General features: G+C 67.8%; 17 protein-coding genes and 2 tRNA genes. 12 read left to right on the top strand and 7 right to left on the bottom strand.

The window, feature by feature from the left end:
- Positions 1-34 precede the first annotated feature (34 nt).
- Positions 35-757: a 2-C-methyl-D-erythritol 4-phosphate cytidylyltransferase gene (gene ispD / locus AC3WPZ_RS20280; RefSeq protein ID WP_492441190.1), complete on the top strand. Its 723-nt coding sequence runs from the start codon at positions 35-37 to the stop codon at positions 755-757.
- Positions 754-1,257, top strand: coding sequence for a 2-C-methyl-D-erythritol 2,4-cyclodiphosphate synthase (ispF, locus tag AC3WPZ_RS20275; RefSeq protein ID WP_382324367.1), 504 nt, complete (start codon positions 754-756; stop codon positions 1,255-1,257). Before ispD ends, ispF begins: the two co-directional genes overlap by 4 nt.
- Here the strand turns inward: ispF and AC3WPZ_RS20270 are convergent.
- Positions 1,241-2,644 (bottom strand): sensor histidine kinase, encoded by a 1,404-nt coding sequence (locus AC3WPZ_RS20270; protein WP_297401685.1) that lies wholly within the window; start codon positions 2,642-2,644, stop codon positions 1,241-1,243. The two genes, ispF and AC3WPZ_RS20270, sit on opposite strands and share 17 nt — an antisense overlap.
- Positions 2,644-3,375 carry an osmolarity response regulator transcription factor OmpR gene (gene ompR, locus AC3WPZ_RS20265; protein WP_291121876.1) on the bottom strand — a complete coding sequence of 244 codons (732 nt, stop codon included), beginning with the start codon at positions 3,373-3,375 and terminating at the stop codon, positions 2,644-2,646. The genes AC3WPZ_RS20270 and ompR overlap by 1 nt, the downstream gene beginning before the upstream one ends.
- A 169-nt stretch (positions 3,376-3,544) precedes the next feature.
- On the opposite strand from ompR, the gene AC3WPZ_RS20260 reads away from it, so the two are divergent.
- Positions 3,545-3,838: a hypothetical protein gene (locus tag AC3WPZ_RS20260; protein WP_291121875.1), complete on the top strand. Its 294-nt coding sequence runs from the start codon at positions 3,545-3,547 to the stop codon at positions 3,836-3,838.
- The gene (locus AC3WPZ_RS20255) at positions 3,835-4,587 is read left to right on the top strand and encodes an SIMPL domain-containing protein (protein ID WP_382324368.1); all 753 of its coding nucleotides are present in this window, start codon (positions 3,835-3,837) and stop codon (positions 4,585-4,587) included. Before AC3WPZ_RS20260 ends, AC3WPZ_RS20255 begins: the two co-directional genes overlap by 4 nt.
- A 113-nt stretch (positions 4,588-4,700) precedes the next feature.
- Here AC3WPZ_RS20255 and AC3WPZ_RS20250 read toward each other — a convergent pair whose 3' ends face one another.
- Positions 4,701-5,471, bottom strand: a complete 771-nt coding sequence (locus tag AC3WPZ_RS20250; protein WP_444686403.1) for a 3-hydroxybutyrate dehydrogenase — start codon at positions 5,469-5,471, stop codon at positions 4,701-4,703.
- Between the two features lie 91 nt (positions 5,472-5,562).
- Between AC3WPZ_RS20250 and AC3WPZ_RS20245 the strand changes: the two genes are divergently transcribed.
- The 4 genes from AC3WPZ_RS20245 (at position 5,563) to phaR (ending at position 9,735) form a co-directional block, all read left to right on the top strand.
- A complete protein-coding gene (locus AC3WPZ_RS20245) occupies positions 5,563-6,483 on the top strand; it encodes an alpha/beta fold hydrolase (protein ID WP_492441187.1) in 921 nt (306 codons plus the stop codon).
- A gap of 22 nt (positions 6,484-6,505) precedes the next feature.
- Positions 6,506-8,830, top strand: coding sequence for a RelA/SpoT family protein (locus tag AC3WPZ_RS20240; RefSeq protein WP_492441185.1), 2,325 nt, complete (start codon positions 6,506-6,508; stop codon positions 8,828-8,830).
- A gap of 63 nt (positions 8,831-8,893) precedes the next feature.
- Positions 8,894-8,970, top strand: a tRNA-Val gene (locus tag AC3WPZ_RS20235).
- A gap of 222 nt (positions 8,971-9,192) precedes the next feature.
- The gene (phaR, locus tag AC3WPZ_RS20230) at positions 9,193-9,735 is read left to right on the top strand and encodes a polyhydroxyalkanoate synthesis repressor PhaR (RefSeq protein WP_297401674.1); all 543 of its coding nucleotides are present in this window, start codon (positions 9,193-9,195) and stop codon (positions 9,733-9,735) included.
- Here phaR and AC3WPZ_RS20225 read toward each other — a convergent pair.
- Complete coding sequence (locus tag AC3WPZ_RS20225) at positions 9,725-10,495, bottom strand: DUF72 domain-containing protein (protein WP_444686406.1); 771 nt, start codon at positions 10,493-10,495, stop codon at positions 9,725-9,727. The genes phaR and AC3WPZ_RS20225 overlap by 11 nt on opposite strands.
- Before the next feature lie 154 nt (positions 10,496-10,649).
- Here AC3WPZ_RS20225 and rimO point away from each other — a divergent pair, with 154 nt between their 5' ends.
- Positions 10,650-12,041: a 30S ribosomal protein S12 methylthiotransferase RimO gene (gene rimO / locus AC3WPZ_RS20220; RefSeq protein ID WP_492441183.1), complete on the top strand. Its 1,392-nt coding sequence runs from the start codon at positions 10,650-10,652 to the stop codon at positions 12,039-12,041.
- A gap of 161 nt (positions 12,042-12,202) precedes the next feature.
- Here the strand turns inward: rimO and AC3WPZ_RS20215 are convergent.
- Positions 12,203-12,287 (bottom strand) — tRNA-Leu (locus AC3WPZ_RS20215).
- A 47-nt stretch (positions 12,288-12,334) separates the two neighbouring features.
- Here AC3WPZ_RS20215 and rnr point away from each other — a divergent pair.
- The 3 genes from rnr to AC3WPZ_RS20200 are packed head-to-tail and all read left to right on the top strand — an operon-like array spanning position 12,335 to position 16,169.
- Positions 12,335-14,617: a ribonuclease R gene (rnr, locus tag AC3WPZ_RS20210; protein ID WP_492441181.1), complete on the top strand. Its 2,283-nt coding sequence runs from the start codon at positions 12,335-12,337 to the stop codon at positions 14,615-14,617.
- Between the two features lie 23 nt (positions 14,618-14,640).
- Entirely contained in the window at positions 14,641-15,576 is a 936-nt protein-coding gene (locus tag AC3WPZ_RS20205) for a gamma-glutamyl-gamma-aminobutyrate hydrolase family protein (RefSeq protein ID WP_291121867.1), read from the top strand.
- 41 nt (positions 15,577-15,617) lie between these two features.
- On the top strand, positions 15,618-16,169 hold the full coding sequence (locus AC3WPZ_RS20200) for a YggT family protein (RefSeq protein ID WP_382324381.1): 552 nt from the start codon (positions 15,618-15,620) through the stop codon (positions 16,167-16,169).
- A gap of 8 nt (positions 16,170-16,177) precedes the next feature.
- On the opposite strand, the gene AC3WPZ_RS20195 is transcribed toward AC3WPZ_RS20200, so the two are convergent.
- Both AC3WPZ_RS20195 and AC3WPZ_RS20190 read right to left on the bottom strand, forming a co-directional pair.
- A complete protein-coding gene (locus AC3WPZ_RS20195) occupies positions 16,178-17,728 on the bottom strand; it encodes an NAD(P)H-hydrate dehydratase (protein WP_382328747.1) in 1,551 nt (516 codons plus the stop codon).
- 106 nt (positions 17,729-17,834) lie between these two features.
- Positions 17,835-19,162, bottom strand: a 1,328-nt coding sequence (locus AC3WPZ_RS20190) for an FAD-dependent oxidoreductase (protein WP_492441179.1), incomplete at its 5' end; no start/stop codon positions are given.

The raw sequence follows: 19,162 nt of genomic DNA, 5'->3' as shown, positions 1-19,162 counted from the left end.
GGTGTGAGGGCTGATTTTAGAATGCAGGCACACCATGCCCCATGCCGACACCGAATTGACCCGCCCGGGCGCTCCCCGATGCCATGCGCTGCTGCCCTGTGCGGGCACCGGCACCCGGGCCGGCACCGACATCCCCAAGCAGTACCAGCCGATCGCCGGCCAGCCCATGGTGATGCACACCCTGGCGGCCTTGCGCGCCGTGGCGCGCCTGCAAGGCTGCGTGGTCGTCATCGCGCCCGACGATAGCTTCTGGGCCTCACAGCCCGTGGGCACCACGCTGGCGCGCCGCGGCGGGGCCACGCGCGCCGAGAGCGTGTTCAACGGCCTGCAGGCCTTGAGCGAGCAGGGCGCCGGGGTGGACGACTGGGTGCTGGTGCACGACGCCGCGCGCTGCCTCGTCACGCCGGCCCAGGTGGATGCCCTGATCGACGCCTGCTGGAACGATGCCGTGGGCGGCCTGCTGGCACTGCCCTTGCCGGACACGCTCAAGGCCGAAACCGGTGGGCGCGTGGCGGCCACGGTGGAGCGCGCCGACAAGTGGCTGGCGCAGACGCCGCAGATGTTCCGCCTGGGTGCCTTGCAGGCCGCGCTGGCGGCCACGGCGCCCGGTGGCTTCGCCGGTGTGACCGACGAGGCCAGCGCCATGGAGATGGCGGGCCACCGGCCGCTGCTGGTGCGTGGCAGCGCGCAGAACTTCAAAGTCACCTACCCCGAAGACTTCGCGCTCGCCGAAGCCGTGCTCAGGAGCCGTTCATGAACCCCAACACCGTTCCGTCGTTCCGCATCGGCGAGGGCTGGGACGTGCACGCGCTGGTGCCCGGGCGGCCGCTCATCATCGGCGGCGTGCGCATTCCCCACAGCCAGGGGCTGCTCGGCCATTCCGATGCCGACGTGCTGCTGCACGCCATCACCGACGCGCTGCTGGGCGCGGCGGCGCTGGGCGACATCGGCCGCCATTTCCCCGACACCGACGAACGTTTCAAAGGCGCCGACTCCAGCGTGTTGCTGGCCGAGGCGGCGCGCCGGGTGCGCGAGGCGGGTTTCGAGATCGGCAACATCGACAGCACCGTGATCGCGCAGGCGCCCAAGCTCGCGCCCCACATCGCCGCCATGTGCGAAGGCATCGCCCGCACGCTGGGGCTGGCGACCGGTCAGGTCAACGTGAAGGCCAAGACGGCCGAGAAGATCGGCCCCGTGGGGCAGGGCCTGTCGATCGAGGCGCGCGCGGTGGCGCTGCTCGTCAAGACGGCGCCTTGACCAGTTTCATGTGGGCCGCGAGGCCCCCGGTGCTGCTGTTGGCCAGCGCGAAACGGCCGCCCATGCGCGCGATGGCGCGGTCCACGATGGCCAGGCCCAGGCCGGTGCCGGTGGCCGCGCTGCGCGAGACGTCGCCCCGGTAGAACGGCTGGGTCAGCTGTTCGAGCTGCTCCGGGTTGACGCCTTGCCCGTGGTCGCGCAGCTTGACCAGCACGTCGTCGTCCTTGGCCTTGGCCGCGATGTCGATCTTGGCGATGCCGGTTTCCGGGTCGCGCCCGTAACGCATGGCGTTCTCGATCAGGTTGGAGAACACGCGCTGCAGTTCCACCGCGTCGCCCATCACGGCGGTGTCGCGCGGGATGTTGGTGGTGATGTAGGTGTTCGGGTCCTGGCCGACCGAGAAGATCGCGGCGTCCACCACCTGGTTGAGGCTCACGCGCTCGGGCTTGAGGTGGTCGGGGCGGGCGTAGTCGAGGAACTTGTCGATGATGGCGTTGACCTGGTCGATGTCGGCCGCCATGTGCTCGCGCGCCTGCGCGTCGTCCACGCTCATCTCGGTTTCCAGGCGCAGGCGGGCCAGCGGCGTGCGCAGGTCGTGCGAGATGCCGGCGAGCATCAGGGCCCGGTCCTGCTCGATCTTGGAGAGCCGCTGGGCCATGCGGTTGAAGCCGATGTTGACCTCGCGGATCTCGCTGGTGGCCACGGCTTCGTTGAGCTGGCTCGCGTTGAAATCGCCTTCGCGCACGCGGCTGGCCGCGAACGAGAGCTTCTTCAGTGGCCGGTTGATCAGGCGCGCGATCAGCGCCGCGCCCGTGAGCGAGAGCAGGGCGGCGGTGCCCAGCCAGATCAGCCAGGTGGTGCCCGCCACCGGGCCGATGCGCGAGGGGTCGGTGAGCAGCCAGTAGGGGTCGCCGTCGATGGTGAAGCCGATCCACAGGCCTGGCGCGCCATTGACTTCGCGCGCCACCAGCGTGTCGGGCCCGAGCCGGCCCCGCAGGCGCTCGGCCACGTTGCGGCTCAGTGCGTCGGTGTTGTAGAGGCGGAAGGTGTCGGTGGGCTCACGCGGCGCGATGCGCAGGCCTTCCTCGCTGGCCAGGGTCTTGATCAGCGAGACCCGGGCGATGGCGTCCGAGTGCACCAGGGCGGCGCGGCTGAGGTTGACCAGCGAGGCCAGCTGGTTCGCGCTCTGCAGCGCCCGCGGCTCGTACTCCAGCGCGCGGAAGGTCTGCAGCCAGGCGACGGTGCAGCCGACCAGCAGCAGGGCAAGAAAGAAGAACGTGCGCCAGAACAGGCTCACGCCCCGCGAGGGACGCATGTCCAGCGGGGCGGGCGCTGTCTCCAGCGAGGCTGGCTGGGTCTCGAACGGAACGCGTGACTCGTCGGACATCAGGCATTGCCATCGGGCACGAAGACATAACCCACGCCCCAGACGGTCTGCAGGTAACGCGGCGACGCGGCGTCCTCTTCGATCAGCTTGCGCAGGCGGGAGACCTGCACGTCCAGGCTGCGGTCAAAGGGCTCGAACTCGCGGCCGCGCGCCAGCTGGGCCAGTTTTTCGCGCGACAGGGGCTGGCGCGGGTGGCGCACCAGGGCCTTGAGCATGGCGAATTCGCCGGTGGTCAGCGGCAGGTCGGCGCCTTCCTTGCGCAGGGTGCGCAGGCTCAGGTCGAACTCGAACGGGCCGAACTTCACCACTTCCTGGTCCTGCGACGGTGCACCCGGCACCTCGGTGGGCGGGCGGCGGCGCAGCACGGCGTGGATGCGGGCCAGCAGCTCGCGCGGGTTGAAGGGTTTGCCCAGGTAATCGTCGGCGCCGACCTCCAGGCCCACGATGCGGTCCACGTCCTCGCTCTTGGCGGTGAGCATGATGATGGGCGTGCGGTCGCCATTGGCGCGCAGGCGGCGGCAGATCGACAGGCCGTCTTCGCCGGGCATCATCAGGTCGAGCACGATGATGTCGACCGAGTCGCGTTGCAGAACCCGGTTGAGGGCCTTGCCGTCTTCGGCCAGCATGACCTCGAAGCCTTCCTGCATGAGGTAGCGGCGCAGCAGGTCGCGGATGCGGACGTCGTCGTCGACGACCAGCACTTTGTTGGGACGGACAGTGGTTTGTGGCATGGGAGCAACTTCCGTTAAATGTAACAAACTCGATTGTGGCAGCGCCAAGTGCTTGTCAGCACTCATTTTTTATTTTTATGACACGCTGTTACAGATGTTGCCCGCATACTCCGCCGCTTCACCTCGCCCACATCACACAATCGGCGAATTGACCATACTTGAGTGCACCATGAAATCGTATCTGTCGAGTGGTTTGTTGCTAGTCACCCTGGGTTCGGCCTATGCCGCGCCGGGCGACCAGCGCGTGCATCCGATGCCCTCGGATGCGCCGGTGGCCGTCATGCCGATCTCGGCCGACGAAAGCGACCCACGCAGCACGATGCGCTTGCGCGATGCGCTGCGACAGCCCTTCGATGACATGGACGACAGCCGCAAACCCTACCGACTTTCGGTGGAAGAGCGCCAGCGTCTGCGCGAACAGCTTCGCGACCAGCCGCATCACGACTTCAAGTTCAAACCATGACCCTGTCTTCCTCGCGTCGTTTCTCCGGTCCCTCTTCTTCTTCCCGCTTTCTTCTCTCCTCCGTGCTGGCCCTCGGGCTGGGCTTGAGCGCTTCGGCGATGGCCCAGGTCACGGTGCCCGTGCCCGCCAACGTGGTGAACATCGCCGCCAGCGGTTTCCTGGAGGTGCCCCAGGACTGGCTGAGCATGAGCCTGAACACCACGCGCGAGGGCAGCGACGCCGTGACGGTGCAGAACCAGCTCAAGCAGGCACTCGACGCCGCGCTGGCCGTGGCCCGCGCCAACGCCAAGCCGCAGCAGCTGGAGGTCCGCACCGGCCAGTTCAGCCTGTATCCGCGCTACAGCAGCAACGGCAAGATCAACGGCTGGCAGGGCAGCACCGAACTGGTGCTCGAAGGACGCGACTTCGCCCTCATCAGCGCCACGGCCGGCAAGATCCAGACCCTGACCATGTCGGGCACCAGCTTCTCGCTCTCGCGCGACGCACGCCGCAAGCTCGAGTCCGATGTGCAGGCGCTGGCCATCGAGCGCTTCAAGGCCCGGGCCGATGAAGTCAGCAAGGGCTTCGGTTTCTCCGGCTACAGCCTGCGCGAAATCAATGTGAGTTCGGCCGACCAGGAAGTGCGCCCGTTCCAGCCGCGCGCCATGGCCATGGAAGCCAAGGCCGCGATGTCGGACGCCGCCGTGCCGGTGGAAGCCGGCAAGTCCACGGTCAACGTCACCGTGTCGGGCTCGATCCAGCTGAAATAGACAACTTCTGCGCCTGAGACGGCGCGGTCCAGAGGTGCCGCGGAACCGGCTTTGCCGGGCCGCTGGCGCCCCCCCTGGAGGGGGACGTGCGAAGCGCGGCGGGGGGGCTGCTGTTACTGGGCGGCCCAGCCGCCGTCCATGTTCCAGGCCACGCCCCGCACGTTGTTGCCGGCCGCCGAGCAGAAGAACACCGCCAGCTCGCCCAGTTCTTCCGGGGTGGTGAACTGCATGGACGGCTCTTTTTCGCCCAGCAGCTGTTTGGTGGCGTCCGCGTTGGAAATGCCTTGCGCCACGGCCTTGGCGTCCACCTGTTTCTGCACCAGCGGGGTGAGCACCCAGCCCGGGCAGATCGCGTTGCAGGTGACGCCGGTGGTGGCGTTCTCCAGCGCCGTGACCTTGGTCAGGCCCACGATGCCGTGCTTGGCCGCGACGTAGGCCGACTTCTCGGCCGAACCCACCAGCCCATGCACCGACGCCACGTTGATGATGCGGCCCCAGTTGGACTTGAGCATCGCGGGCAGGGCCAGGCGGCTGGCGTGGAAGGCGCTGCTGAGGTTGATGGCGATGACCGCGTCCCAGCGCTCGACGGGAAAGTCTTCCACGCGCGCGACGTGCTGGATGCCGGCGTTGTTCACCAGGATGTCCACCTGGCCGAAGGTGCTGGCCGCGAAGGCCATCATGGCCTCGATCTCCGCCGGTTTGCTCATGTCGGCGCCGTGGTAGGCGACCTTGGCGCCCAGCGCCGCGATCTCCGCCTTGGGGCCTTCGGCATCGCCGAAACCGTTGAGCACGATGTTGGCACCCTGGCGCGCCAGGGCCTTGGCAATGCCCAGGCCGATGCCGCTGGTGGAGCCGGTGACGAGGGCGGTCTTGTTGGCAAGCATGAAGTGAACTCCAGTTCCAGTACGATGGGTTGAAAAGCGCTCAAGGCATTATCACGGACGCCTCCAGGCGCCCGCTTCGCACTGTCACACCATGCAAGAACCGAACCTCCAATACCTTCCCGTCACCGGGCCCGTGGCCCGCACCGGCGAACCGCGCCGCATGGCCTATTGGGACTGGGCCAGTGCTTCGGGCGATAGCCGCCATGTGGTGGTTTGCGTGCACGGTCTCTCGCGCCAGGGGCGCGACTTCGACACCCTGGCGCGCGCCCTGGTCGACCGCTGCCGCGTGATCGCGGTCGACGTGACCGGGCGCGGCCACAGCGACTGGTTGGCCGATCCCATGGCCTACCAGGTGCCCACCTACGCGGCCGACCTGGCGGCGCTGCTGATGCATGTGCGCGCAGCGAACCCGAAGGCCGTGATCGACTGGGTCGGCACCAGCATGGGCGGTCTGATCGGCATGGCGATCGCGGCCCAGCCCGCCCTGGCACCACGCCGCCTGGTGCTCAACGATGTGGGGCCGGCCATCCAGTGGGAGGCACTGCAGCGCATCAGCACCTACCTGGGGCAGAACCCCTCGTTCGACAGCGAGCAGGCGGCCCTGGATTACCTGGCCTCGATTTCCACCGGCTTCGGCCCCCACACGCCGGCGCAATGGCGGGCGCTGTCCCTGCCGCTGCTGCGCGAGCGCGACGGGCGCTGGTGGCTGCACTACGACCCGGCCATCGCCATGCCCGTCAAGGCCCTGACCGGCATGGCCGACGAGGCACAGGCCCGGCAGATCGCCCGCGACGGCGAGGCCACCCTCTGGCAGCTGTACGACACCATCACCGTGCCCACCCTGCTGCTGCGCGGCGGGCAGTCGGACCTGCTCTCCGAAGCCACCGCCGCCGAGATGGGGCGGCGCGGTCCCAGGGCGCGCTGTGTGGTTTTTGACGGCGTGGGCCACGCGCCAACGCTGGTGGCCGATGATCAGGTGGCCGCCGTCCGGGACTTCCTCTGGTCCAACTGAGCGGTTGGTTGTTGAGCGATTCATGAAACGTGTGATTTCCCCGACCTCGTCCGAGGCCTCCCATGCGGCCACCCTCATCGAGCGCGCGCCGGCCGTGCCCTCGGCGATCGTGGCGGCCACTTCCGACAGCCTGCCCAAGCAGGCCAACGCACTGGCCCGCGCGCGCGCGTTCGCGGAACCCTTGCTGGGCAGCGAACAGCTCGACACCGGCGAGAACACCCTGGCGCATGCCGATGCCGTGGCCGGCGTGCTGCACGACATCGGCGGCTCCGAGGCGATGCAGGCGGCGGCGTATCTGGTGTACGCCTGCCAGCACCTGAACCGCCCGCAAGAGGTGATCGCCAAGGCGTTTGGCGACAACTTCGCGGCGCTGGCGCTGGAGACCACCAAGCTGGTGCAGTTGCAGCGCCAGGCCCGGATCAAGTCGGCCGAGGTGCTGGCCAAGAAGGAAGAGGAACGCCAGGCGGCGCAGGAGCAGGCCCTGCCCGTGGCCACGCCCGGCAAGGCGCCGGTGTCCGAGCTGGCCGCGAGCCAGACCGAGAACGTGCGCAAGATGCTGCTGGCCTTCTCGCGCGACCTGCGCGTGGTCATGCTGCGCCTGGCGTCCCGGCTGCAGACCCTGCGCTACTTCGCCGCTTGCAAGGGCGAGCCTGGCGACGCGCTGGCCAGCGAGTCGCTGCACGTCTTCGCGCCGCTGGCCAACCGCCTGGGCATCTGGCAGATCAAATGGGAGATGGAAGACCTGGCCTTCCGTTTCCTGGAGCCGCAGACCTACAAGCACGTGGCCCGGCTGCTGGACGAGAAACGCGCCGAACGCGAAGCCCATGTGGAGCAGGTGCGCCAGCAGCTCGAGGCCGAGCTGCAACGCCAGGGCGTGGCCGCTTCCGTGCAGGGACGGCCCAAGCACATCTACAGCATCGTCAAGAAGATGCGCGGCAAGTCGCTGGACTTCGACCAGGTGTTCGACATCCGCGCGCTGCGCGTGATCGTGCCCGGCCGCGATGATTGCTACACCGCGCTGGCCCATGTGCATGCGAACTATGTGCCGGTGGCCGACGAATTCGACGACTACATCGCCAAACCCAAACCGAACGGCTACCAGTCGCTGCACACGGTGGTGCGCGATGAGCAGGGCCGGGCCTTCGAGATCCAGATCCGCACCCAGGCCATGCACGACCATGCCGAACACGGCGTGGCCGCGCATTGGGCGTACAAGGAGGCGGGAGCCAAGGGTTATGCCGGCGTCTCGGCCAGCTCGGAGTACGACGCCAAGATCGCGGTGCTGCGCCAGCTGCTGGCCTGGGAACGCGACCTGAGCGGCACCGCGCAGGGGCTGTTCGACGATCGCATCTACGTGCTCACGCCCGATGCGGCCATCGTCGAATTGCCCCAGGGTGCCACGGCGGTGGACTTCGCCTACAGCGTGCACACCGACCTGGGCCACCGCTGCCGGGGCGCGCGCGTCGATGGCGCCATGGTCACGCTCAACACGCCCCTGCAGAACGGGCAGACGGTGGAAGTCACCGCCGCGAAAGAGGGCGGGCCGTCGCGCGACTGGCTCAATGCCGAACTGGGCTACCTCGTCAGCCACCGGGCCAAGAGCAAGGTGCGCGCGTGGTTCAACGCGCAGGCCATGGAGGAGACCATGGCGCGCGGGCGCGAGGCGGTGGAAAAACTGCTGCAGCGCGAGGGCAAGACCGCGCTGAAGTTCGACGACCTTGCCGTCTCCATGGGCCTGGCTTCCGCGCAGGAGCTCTTCGAGCAGGTGGGCAAGGACGAACTGTCGCTGCGGGCCATCGAGACGCACCTGCGCCCGCCCGAGCCCGAGGCGCCGTCCGAAATTCCCGTGTGGCTCAAGAAGCCGCGCAAGTCCTCCAGCCAGCCCAGCGGTGGGGTGCTGGTGGTCGGGGTGGATTCGCTCATGACGCAACTGGCCAAGTGCTGCAAGCCGGCGCCGCCGGACGACATTGGCGGTTTCGTGACGCGCGGCAAGGGCGTGAGCATCCACCGAGCCGATTGCAGCGATTTCGCCCACCTGCAGCGCAAGAACCCAGACCGCGTGATCGAGGTGCAGTGGAGTGGTCAGGTCGCTCCGGATCGGGATGGCCGCGCGGCCGTGTACCCGGTGGACGTGGCCATCGAGGCGCAGGACCGCCAGGGCCTGCTGCGCGACATTTCCGACGTGTTCGCCCGCGAGAAGATGAACGTGATCGGGGTGCAGACCCAGTCGGTCAAGGACGTGGCCTGGATGACCTTCACCATCGAGGTGTCGGACGCCCGACAGGTGTTGCGGGCCATGTCCGTGGTGGGCGATGTGCCGGGTGTGCGGGTGGTGCGCCGCAAATGATGTGATGGGGCGACCAGAAGTGCCCCGGAACACTGCTATACTGCGAGGCTTCGAATCGTTTGTAGGCGCGTAGCTCAGCTGGTTAGAGCACCACCTTGACATGGTGGGGGTCGTTGGTTCGAGTCCAATCGCGCCTACCAAACTTCTTCGGGGTCAACCAGGCCCCGGAAACAGAAAGCAGATCCCGCAGTCTGCTTTTTTTTCGTCTGTCCGGCGCCAGGGCATCGCCGGACGCTGTCTCGCAAGGCTCCCCGCACAGGGAAAACCCATGCTTGCGGCCCAGGGGCGGGTTTTTAGAATGTGCCCTATCCTTCCCGCAGACGACGGGCCTTGTTCGCCCGTTCCTTCCAGAAAGTCCCGCAGTGCAAAAAACCAAGGCCGGTAGCGGCAGCGAACGTGCGCCCGCCGTGCGTGTGATCAAGAAGTACCCGAACCGGCGTCTCTACGACACCGACACCTCGTCGTACATCACGCTGGCCGAAGTGAAGTCGCTGGTCATGGACAACGAGCCCTTCGTGGTTCGGGACGCCAAGACCAACGACGACCTCACGCGCAGCATCCTGCTGCAGATCATCCTGGAAGAAGAGACGGCGGGCGTGCCGATCTTCACCGAGCAGGTGCTGGCCAACATCATCCGGTTCTATGGCCATGCGATGCAGGATTTCATGGGCGCCTACCTCGAAAAGAACGTCCAGATCTTCATGGACCTGCAGCACAAGATGGCCGAGCAGTCCACGGGCGTCAACCCGGAAGCCTGGAAGCAGTTCATGAACGTGCAGTCGCCCATGATGCAGGGCATGATGGGCACCTACCTGGAGCAGTCGCGCACGGCCTTCACGCAGATGCAGGAGCAGATGCAGAAGAACAGCGAGCAGATGCTGGCGGCGCTGGGGCTCAAGCGCTGAGTCTCGCCATTCTCGCTGCCAGCCGCAGCGCGTCGTCGGCTGCTGCGCCCGCCGCCGTGTTGTCGAAGATGCACCAGACTTGGGTGGTCGCTGGCCAGTTCAACAACTCCCGCGCCCTGGCCTCAAGCCAGTCGTCGTCGTAAGCCGACCAATACATGCGTGGCGAGCCGTGCCAACGGCAGTAGACGACGGCACCCTGGCCGTCTCCGCGCTCGCCGAGCCAGCCGCCTGGCTCCCCGGCGCCGGCAGGTTTGGGCGGATCCGCGACCACGCGACCGATGCGCTGCTCCACCAGCAAGCGCTCGGCCACCGCCGTGAACCAGGTGGGATGCCTCGGTTCGCAGACGACCGCACCCGGGTATTCCGCGCGTACCGAGCGAAAGAAGTCGCGTGCCACCTCGGGATCGAATCCCAACGACGGTGGCAGTTGCACCAGCAGCACCGCCAGGCGCTCGCCGAGTCCCGCCAGCGACGAAACGAAGGCGCCCACCTCCTCGGGTGGAACCTTCAGCCGCGCCACGTGCGTGAAAGCCTTGGGCAGCTTCACCGAGAAGCGGAAACCGGTCGGTGTCTGCATCGCCCAGCGCTCGAAGGTGTCCGTGCGGTGGGTGCGGCTGAAGGTGGTGTTGATTTCCGTGCAGCCCAGCACCCGTGCATAGCGCTCCAGCAGCGCCCCGTCGCCCGGAAATGCCTCGGCCACCGCTCGCGGTAGGCCCCAGCCTGCGGTGCCGATGTGGAGGGAAGGTGTGGTCCGTGTCATGCCGCTCGTGTGTGGCAATCCGCGTGCCGGTGCCCGTGCCTGTCTGGCCGACCGCTGCCGGCGAGGGGCCAAGGAATGTGCTGTCAGCCAAATCGACGCGCCGCCTTACAATAACGGACCACGCTCTTCAGCCAGGTAGCCCGGCGGAATTCAAATGGAAACAATGACTTACGACACCGCCTCCGCCGCCAAAACACCCAAAGTCGGGTTCGTCAGCCTGGGTTGCCCTAAGGCGCTGACCGACTCCGAACTGATCCTCACGCAACTCAGCGCCGAGGGTTACCAAACCTCCAAAACCTTTGCCGGTGCCGATCTGGTGATCGTCAACACCTGCGGCTTCATCGACGACGCCGTTCGCGAGAGCCTGGACACCATTGGCGAAGCCCTGGCCGAGAACGGCAAGGTGATCGTGACCGGGTGCCTGGGCGCGCGCGAAGGCGAGGGCGGCGGCAACTTGGTGCGGCAGATGCACCCCAGCGTGCTCGCCGTGACCGGCCCGCATGCCACGCACGAGGTGATGACGGCGGTGCACGAGCACCTGCCCAAGCCGCACGACCCCTTTGTGGACCTGGTGCCGCCGCAGGGCATCAAGCTCACGCCGCGCCATTACGCTTACCTGAAGATCAGTGAGGGCTGCAACCACCGCTGCACGTTCTGCATCATCCCGTCCATGCGCGGCGATCTGGTGAGCCGACCGATCGGCGACGTGCTGACCGAAGCGCGCAAGCTGTTCGAGTCTGGCGTGAAGGAGCTGTTGGTGGTGAGCCAGGACACCTCGGCCTATGGCGTCGATGTGAAGTACCGCACCGGCTTCTGGGATGGCAAGCCGGTGAAGACGCGCATGTTCGATCTCGTGCGCTCGCTGGGTGAACTGGCCCAGGGCTATGGCGCCTGGGTGCGGCTGCACTATGTGTACCCGTATCCGCACGTGGACGAGATCATTCCGCTGATGGCCGACGGCCTGTGCCTGCCTTACCTGGACGTGCCGTTGCAGCACAGCCATCCGGACGTGCTGCGCCGCATGAAGCGGCCCGCCAGTGGTGAGAAGAACCTGGAGCGCATCGCGCGCTGGCGCGAGCTCTGCCCGCAGATCGTGGTGCGCAGCACCTTCATTGCCGGCTTCCCTGGCGAGACCGAGGCCGAGTTCGGCCACTTGCTGGAGTTCGTGCGCGAGGCGCGCATCGACCGCGCCGGCTGCTTCGCCTATTCGCCGGTGCCGGGTGCCACGGCCAACGAGCTGCCGGACGCCGTGCCCGATGCCGTGCGGGAAGAACGCCGGGCGCGCTTCATGGCGGTGGCCGAGGCCGTGTCGGCCGAGAAGCTGCAGCAGCGCGTGGGCGCGACCATGCAGGTGCTGGTGGATTCCGCGCCGAGCCTGGGCAAGAAGGGCGGCATCGGACGCAGTTACGCCGATGCGCCGGAGATCGATGGTGTGGTGCGGCTGCTGTCGCCAGAGAAGATCAGCAAGACCATGAAGGTCGGCGAATTCACCAAGGCCCGTGTGGTCGCGGCACAGGGACACGACCTGTTGGCGGTCCCGGTTTGACGGTGACTGCGATGGCCGGACTGCACACTCGCCGGCCACATCGGGTGCTTCAGAATGTGAAGCAACTCAACCGTATGCGCAAAGCCTGCTTGCAGGCTTTGCATCTTGATAAGGCAAAAGAAAAGGGCTTGCAAACATCACGTTTGCAAGCCCTTTATGATTGGTGCCCAGGAGAGGACTCGAACCTCCACGATGTTACTCGCTAGTACCTGAAACTAGTGCGTCTACCAATTCCGCCACCTGGGCTTTCAGGAAAACCAGAAGTATAGCAGAGAAAAAAAGCGATCCAAAAAGTGAACGAAAAAAACAGCCTGTTGGCCGAATATGAAGGTGTCGTTTCCGGACATCGCGATGGACACGGTTTTGTGATCCGCGACGATGGCCAGGCCGACATTTACCTGCCCTCCAACGAGATGCGCGCGGTGTTGCACAAGGACCGGGTCAAGGCCCGCATCGTGCGGCTGGACCGCAAGGGGCGCCCCGAAGGGCGCGTGACCGAAATCGTCGAACGTTCCGACTCCCCCATCATCGGGCGCCTGTTGCAGGAAAGCGGTGTGTGGCTCGTCGCCCCCGAGGACAAGCGCTACGGGCAGGACGTGCTGATCCCCAAGGGCGCCACCGGATCGGCCAAGCCCGGCCAGGTGGTGGTGGTGCAACTGACGGAGCCGCCGGCGCTGTACGGTCAACCGGTGGGGCGCGTGAAGGAGGTGCTGGGTGAGATCGACGACCCCGGCATGGAGATCGAGATCGCGGTGCGCAAGTACGGCGTGCCGCACGAGTTTTCCGATGCCGCACTCGCCCAGGCGCGCGCGCTGCCGGACCACGTGCGCGCCGCCGACCACAAGCACCGCGTCGACCTGCGCGACGTGCCGCTGGTGACGATCGACGGCGAAGACGCGCGCGACTTCGACGACGCCGTGTATTGCGAGCCGGCGAAGGTCGGCAAGGGCAAGGGCTGGCGCCTGCTGGTGGCGATTGCCGACGTGAGCCACTACGTGGAGACCGGTTCACCGATCGACGTCGATGCGTATGACCGTGCCACCTCGGTCTATTTCCCGCGCCGCGTGATTCCCATGCTGCCGGAGAAGCTCTCCAACGGCCTGTGCTCGCTGAACCCCGGTGTCGAACGCCTGTGCATGGTGTGCGATATGCTGGTCAATGCCAAGGGCGAGGTGCACGCCTACCAGTTCTACCCGGCGGTGATGTTCAGCCACGCGCGCTTCACCTACACCGAGGTGGCTGCGATCCTGCAGAACACCCGGGGGCCGGAGGCCGCGCAGCGCAAGGCGCTGGTGCCTTACCTGCTCAATCTGCACGACGTGTACCGCGCCCTGCTGATGGCGCGCGGCGAGCGCGGTGCGGTGGATTTCGAAACCACCGAGACGCAGATCGTCTGCGACGAGTCGGGCCGCATCGAGAAGATCGTGCCGCGCACGCGCAACGACGCGCACAAGCTGATCGAGGAAGCCATGCTCGCGGCCAACGTGTGCTCGGCCGATTTCATCCAGGAGGGCAAGCACACCGGTCTGTTCCGCGTGCACGAAGGTCCCACACCGGAGAAGCAGGAAATCCTGCGCAACTACCTCAAGGCCATGGGTGTGTCGCAGACGATCGGCGACAACCCCAAACCGGGCGATTTCCAAGCGATCGCCAACGCCACCAAAGACCGCCCCGAGGCCCAGCAGATCCACACCATGCTGCTGCGCTCCATGCAGCAGGCGATCTACACGCCCATCAACAGCGGGCACTTTGGTCTGGCGTTCGAGGCCTATACGCACTTCACGAGCCCGATCCGGCGCTACCCCGACCTGCTGGTGCACCGCGTGATCAAGGCCATCTTGGCGCGCAAGCGCTATGAGCTGCCGAACCTGCCCACGCCGGGCGAGGCGCACGCCAAGTTGAGCAAGCGGCTGGCGAGCCGTGTGAAGCCGCCGGTGGCGGGCGAGGTGGTGAAGAAACCGTCGGCCGACACGCTGGCCTGGCAAGCCGCAGGCTTGCACTGCAGCGCCAACGAGCGCCGCGCCGACGAGGCCAGCCGCGATGTGGAGGCCTGGCTCAAGTGCAAGTACATGCGCGAACACCTGGGCGAAGAGTTCAGCGGTGTGGTGACCGCGGTCACGAGCTTCGGCCTCTTTGTCACGCTCGATGCGATGTACGTCGAGGGGCTGGTGCACATCACCGAACTCGGCGGGGAGTACTTCCGGTTCGACGAGGCGCGCCAGGAGCTGCGTGGCGAGCGCACCGGCATTCGCTATGCATTGGGCACCCGGGTGCAGGTGCAGGTGAGCCGGGTGGACCTGGATGGCCGGCGCATCGACTTCCGGCTGGTCAGCGGTGAAGACGACCTCGTGTTGCGGGCCATGCGCGACAAGACCGGTTTGCCTTCCTCTCCCGACCATCAGGCGCCGCCTGCCCGGGGGGGCAAGTCGCGCCGCAACCGGAGCGAGGGCGCGCCGCAGGGGCGCCAGGCGCCCGCCATGGACGTCAAGGCCGCCGTGCGCAAGGCGGCGGGCAAGAAGGGCGAGCGGGGCGGTGCCCGCAGCACCGCGAGCCAGTCTCGCAAGAGCCGGCGCTGAACCGGTCGTTACCCGACTTCGCCATGCCCAACTCCGCCGCCCTGACCAAAAGCCCCGCGGCCAAGCCAGCCAAGGCCACCGTGGTGCGCCGGCGCGAGCCTGCGGCCGTGCCCACCGACCGGGCCTTGCGCATCGGCGTCTCGGCGCGCCTGCTGCACCAGGCGCCGCAGGAACTGGGGTTTCGAAACAAGATCCTGCAGTACATCGAACAGTCGCTGGCCCACTGGATCATGGAGCACGGGGCGGTGGCCTTCATGGTGCCGGCCGTGGCGCACGACAGCAAACACGCGGCGCGCCATCTCAAGGTGGAGCAGGTGGTGCAGGAGCTGGATGCCCTGGTGCTGCAGGGTGGCGCCGACGTGGCGCCCCAGAGTTACGGGCAGACCCCGATGGACCCACGCTGGCAGGGCGACGTGGTGCGCGACCGCTATGAGCTGGCCTTGCTGCGCACCTTTCTCGCTCAGAAGAAGCCGGTGCTGGGGGTTTGCCGGGGCGCGCAACTGCTCAACGTGGCCTTCGGCGGGACGCTGTACCAGGACATCCCGACGCAATGCCCGGCGGCCCATGCCCACGTCGACACCGATCTGTACGACCAACTGGAGCACGACGTGACCTTTCTCCAGGGCACGGCACTGACCAAGCTGTATCCGAATGCCTCGCAGCTGCGAGTGACCAGCATCCATCACCAGGCGGTGGCGGAACTGGGCAAGGGCGTGGTGGTGGAGGCCGTGTCCACGCTGGACGGCATGGTCGAGGCCATTCGCTGGACCGGCGGGACCTATGCGCGCGGCGTGCAATGGCATCCCGAGTTCCACCATGGGCGCGATGCGCTGGCCGACAGCTCGCCCATCATGTTGGACTTTCTGGAGGCCTCGCGGGCCGCCGCGTTGGAGCGGCTGGCCAGCGGGCACGAACCCGATCCGCGCACGCCGCGGGCGCCCTTGCGATTGGGCGCCTGAGCCTACACTCTGTCCCCTCCGTCTTCCGCTGCTCTCACGCCATGCGCATTGTTTTCTTCCTGCTCGAAACCTTCTTCTTCTTCCTCGTGGCGGCGGCGCTGTTGAGGGCGTGGATGAACCACCTGCGCATCAACATGTCGGGCCAGCCGGGGCGCTTCGCGATCGCGGTGACCGATTGGCTGGTGGCACCCCTGCGCCGGGTGCTGCCACGCTCGCTGGCACAGAGCCGCATCGACTGGGGCAGCCTGGGTGCGGCCGTGCTGCTTTCGTTGGCGTTCGGCGTCTTGTGGTGGTTGCTGGCGGCGAGCGTGTCTGCGGCCCCCGGCTCGGCCGCCGGAGTGGTGACGATCGTCTTCACCATGGCGGTGCGCCTGCTGGTGCGCACCTTGCTGCAGGGCTTGATGATCCTGCTGATCGGCTACGCCATCCTGTCGTGGGTGCAGCCGCAATCGCCGGTGATGGGCACGCTCGACCGCCTGTGCGCGCCCATCCTGCGCCCGGTGCGCCGGGTCGTGCCCTTGATCGGCGGGGTGGACCTGTCGGTGCTGGTGGTGATCATCCTGCTGCAGGTCGGCCTGATGCTGCTGGGCTGATCGGGCTTTCAGCCCGGTGGCCGCACCCGCGCCGCCAGGCGCCCGGCCGTGAGCCCAGGGGCAGCGCCATCGTCCCAGCGGTCGGCCAGCCAGCCGTGCTGATGCACGGCCGCAGCGACCCTGTCCCGCACCCCTTCGCCCGAAAGCCCGGCTGGCGCGATCGCGCTGCCGATCATGCCGGCGAGCACATCGCCCGTGCCGGCGGTGGCCAGGGCGGCGTTTCCGCTGGCGTTGATGAGCGGCACTTCGCCGGGCGAGGCCAACACCGAGCCCGAGCCCTTGAGCACGCACAACGCGCCGAAGCGATCGGCCAGCGCCTGTGCAGCCTTCAATCGATGGGCCATGACCTCGGGGGTCGTGGTGCCCAGCAGGCGCGCGGCTTCCAGGGGATGCGGGGTGAGCACCGTTGTCCTGCCCCGGCCGTGGCGGCGGCCGAGCAGGGTTTGCAGCGCGGTGTCGGTGGCGATGGCATTGAGCGCGTCGGCGTCGAGCACCAGCGTTCGGGCGCCCGAGAGCACGCGCGGCAGCAGAGCAGCCACCGAGGCACCGCCGCCGCAACCGCAGACGACACTCGCGGTTTCGAGGACGCCGGGCTCCAGCAGCCGCTGCGGACGGCGGAACATGAGTTCGGGGCAGCCGGGGTCCCAAGGCGTCGGGCTGCTTGCATCACCTTCGAGCAGACCGACGAACACGCGGCCCGCGCCGGCGTGCAGCGCGGCCCGAGCGGCGAGCACGGCGGCACCGGTCATGCCCGCGCCCTGCACGGCGATGCCTTGGCCACCGAGCACCAGCACGTCGCCGAAGCTGCCCTTGTGACTGGCATGCGGCCGTGTGCCCGTGGTCTGGGGCTGCCCGGCCAGCCAGGCGGTCACAGGCACGGCGGTCGCTGGCGGGACCTCCAGGTCGTCGAACCAGACGCTGCCGGCGGCATCGCGTCCGGTGCCGGTGAACAAACCGGGTTTCAGGGTGAGCAGCGACAGCGTGTGGCGCGGCCCCGGCGGTGCCAGGGACGGGGCGTTCAGGGCCGCCAGGACGCCTGTGTCGGCGTCCAGCCCACTGGGGACATCGACGCAGAGCACGGGCTGGGCGCAGGAGCGAAGCAGGTCCAGCCATGGGGCGAGAGCTCCCTCCAACGCCCTTTGCGGGCCGATGCCGAACAGGGCATCGATGGCGAGATCGAAGCGCGTCGGCGGCCCGTCGCTGAACGGCACGCCGGCGGCGCGCGCGGCCTGCAGGGCCTGACGGGCGTCGGCCGGCATCCGGGTCTCATCCCGCACCGCATGTGTCACGACCACTTCGGGAAAGCCACCCCGTTCCTGCGCCCACTGGTGCAGGTGGGTGGCCGCGACCAGGCCGTCGCCCCCGTTGTTGCCGGGCCCGCAGGCGACCCAGATGCACCGCGCGTGCGGTTGCAGCGCGCGTGCGAGCCGCGCCACCGCCAGGCCGGCGCGCGACATCAAGGTGTGGTGGGGGAGGGTGGAAGCGGCCTGCTGCTCGATCTGCCGCGTGGCGGCGCTGCCGTACAAGGCAGCGCGGCCGGTGCCGGACACCGGGTGCAGGCGGGTGCCTGTGTTGAAGCTGCGCGTGTCCAAGGTCTCGCTCCTCTCAAGGAATGGGCGCATTTCAACATGTTTGCGCGCGGGCGCTGACCGCCCGCGGATGGTTTCAGAGACCGAAGCGCTGGGGCGAGCTGCCGGTGATGTCGATCTCGGCTGAACGCCCTGACAGCTGATCGGCCAGCGCCCGGGCGGTGCCGCAGGCCATCGCCCAGCCGGCGCCGCCGTGGCCCAGGTTCAGCCACACGCCGGGTTGGCGCGTGGCACCCAGCACTGGAGGGCCATCGGGCAGTGTGGCCTGGGCGCCTTGCCATTCCTGCACGCTGCCCCGGGGGCCACCCAGACGCACGGCACCGGGAAACCAGTCCGCCAGCACGCCGTAAAGCCGTTTCAGCGTGGCTTTGGAAGGCTGGCCGGGCGTGGCGCCGAACTCACTGCCGCCGGCCACGCGAATGCGCTGGCCCAGTCGGGCGATCGAGATGCCATGGCCGGCGTCCAGCACCGCCGACTGCGGGGCGTCCAGCGGCTCACGCACCGCAGCACTGAGCGAGTGGCTGTAGACGGGCTGCAAAGGCAGGCGCAGCCCGAGTGGGTGCAGCAGGCGCGCGCTGTGCACCCCCGCGCACACCACCACCGCGTCGAAGCGTTGCACGTCGTTGGCATCCGGGGTGCCCGCGCTCGAGAGCCGCAGGTTCACACCACCCGTGGGGCCCAGGGTTTCGATGGCGTCCACCGACGTGCTGAACACGAAGCGGCAACCGAGTTGCTGGGCCTCGACGCGGATCGACAGCGCGAATTCCCGGCAATTGGCCGCGGCTTCCCCGCCCAGTTCGACCGCACCGTGCAACGGCGTTTCAGGATTCAGGGCGGGTTCGAGCGCGCGGGCCTGATCGGCCGAGAGTTCACGGTAGGCGATCCCGAGGTCCTTCATCTGTTGCAAGGCGGGCTGGGCTTGCTCCGCCTCCCGCGGATGGCGCCAGAGCACCAGCATGCCCTGGCTGCGGTCATGGTCGAGGTCCCGTTCCTCGGTGATTTCCAGCAGGCGCTGCTGGCTGTACTGCACCCATTGGTGCATCTGCCGGTGGTGTTCGGCCTGGCGTGGGCCTTGGCCCGCCTGCAGCCAGCGCCAGATCCAGCGCCACTCTCCGCCGCGTGGCAACCGGGCCAGCTTCAGTCCTCCCGGGCGCGAGGCCCAGGGCATGCGCAGGCTGCGTTCCGGCCGGTTCCAGGCGGCCGTCCAACCTGCGGCGACGAGCGCGCCGCTGGCAAAGCTGGCTTCTTCGGCCACGGTGCTGCGGCGCTCGAACACCGTGACTTCATGGCCGTCGCGCGTCAGTTCGAACGCGGTTGTGGTGCCGATCACACCCGCGCCCACCACCGCGACCCTCAAGATGCGCCCCCGACGGGTGCAGAGGGCGCCCCTGGGTGGGAAGGGGG

This window comes from Hydrogenophaga sp. FW305-3-2-15-A-LB1 (assembly GCF_058787875.1).
Note: the sequence above shows the minus strand (reverse complement) of the source record. Positions and strands in the feature narration are given on the sequence as shown.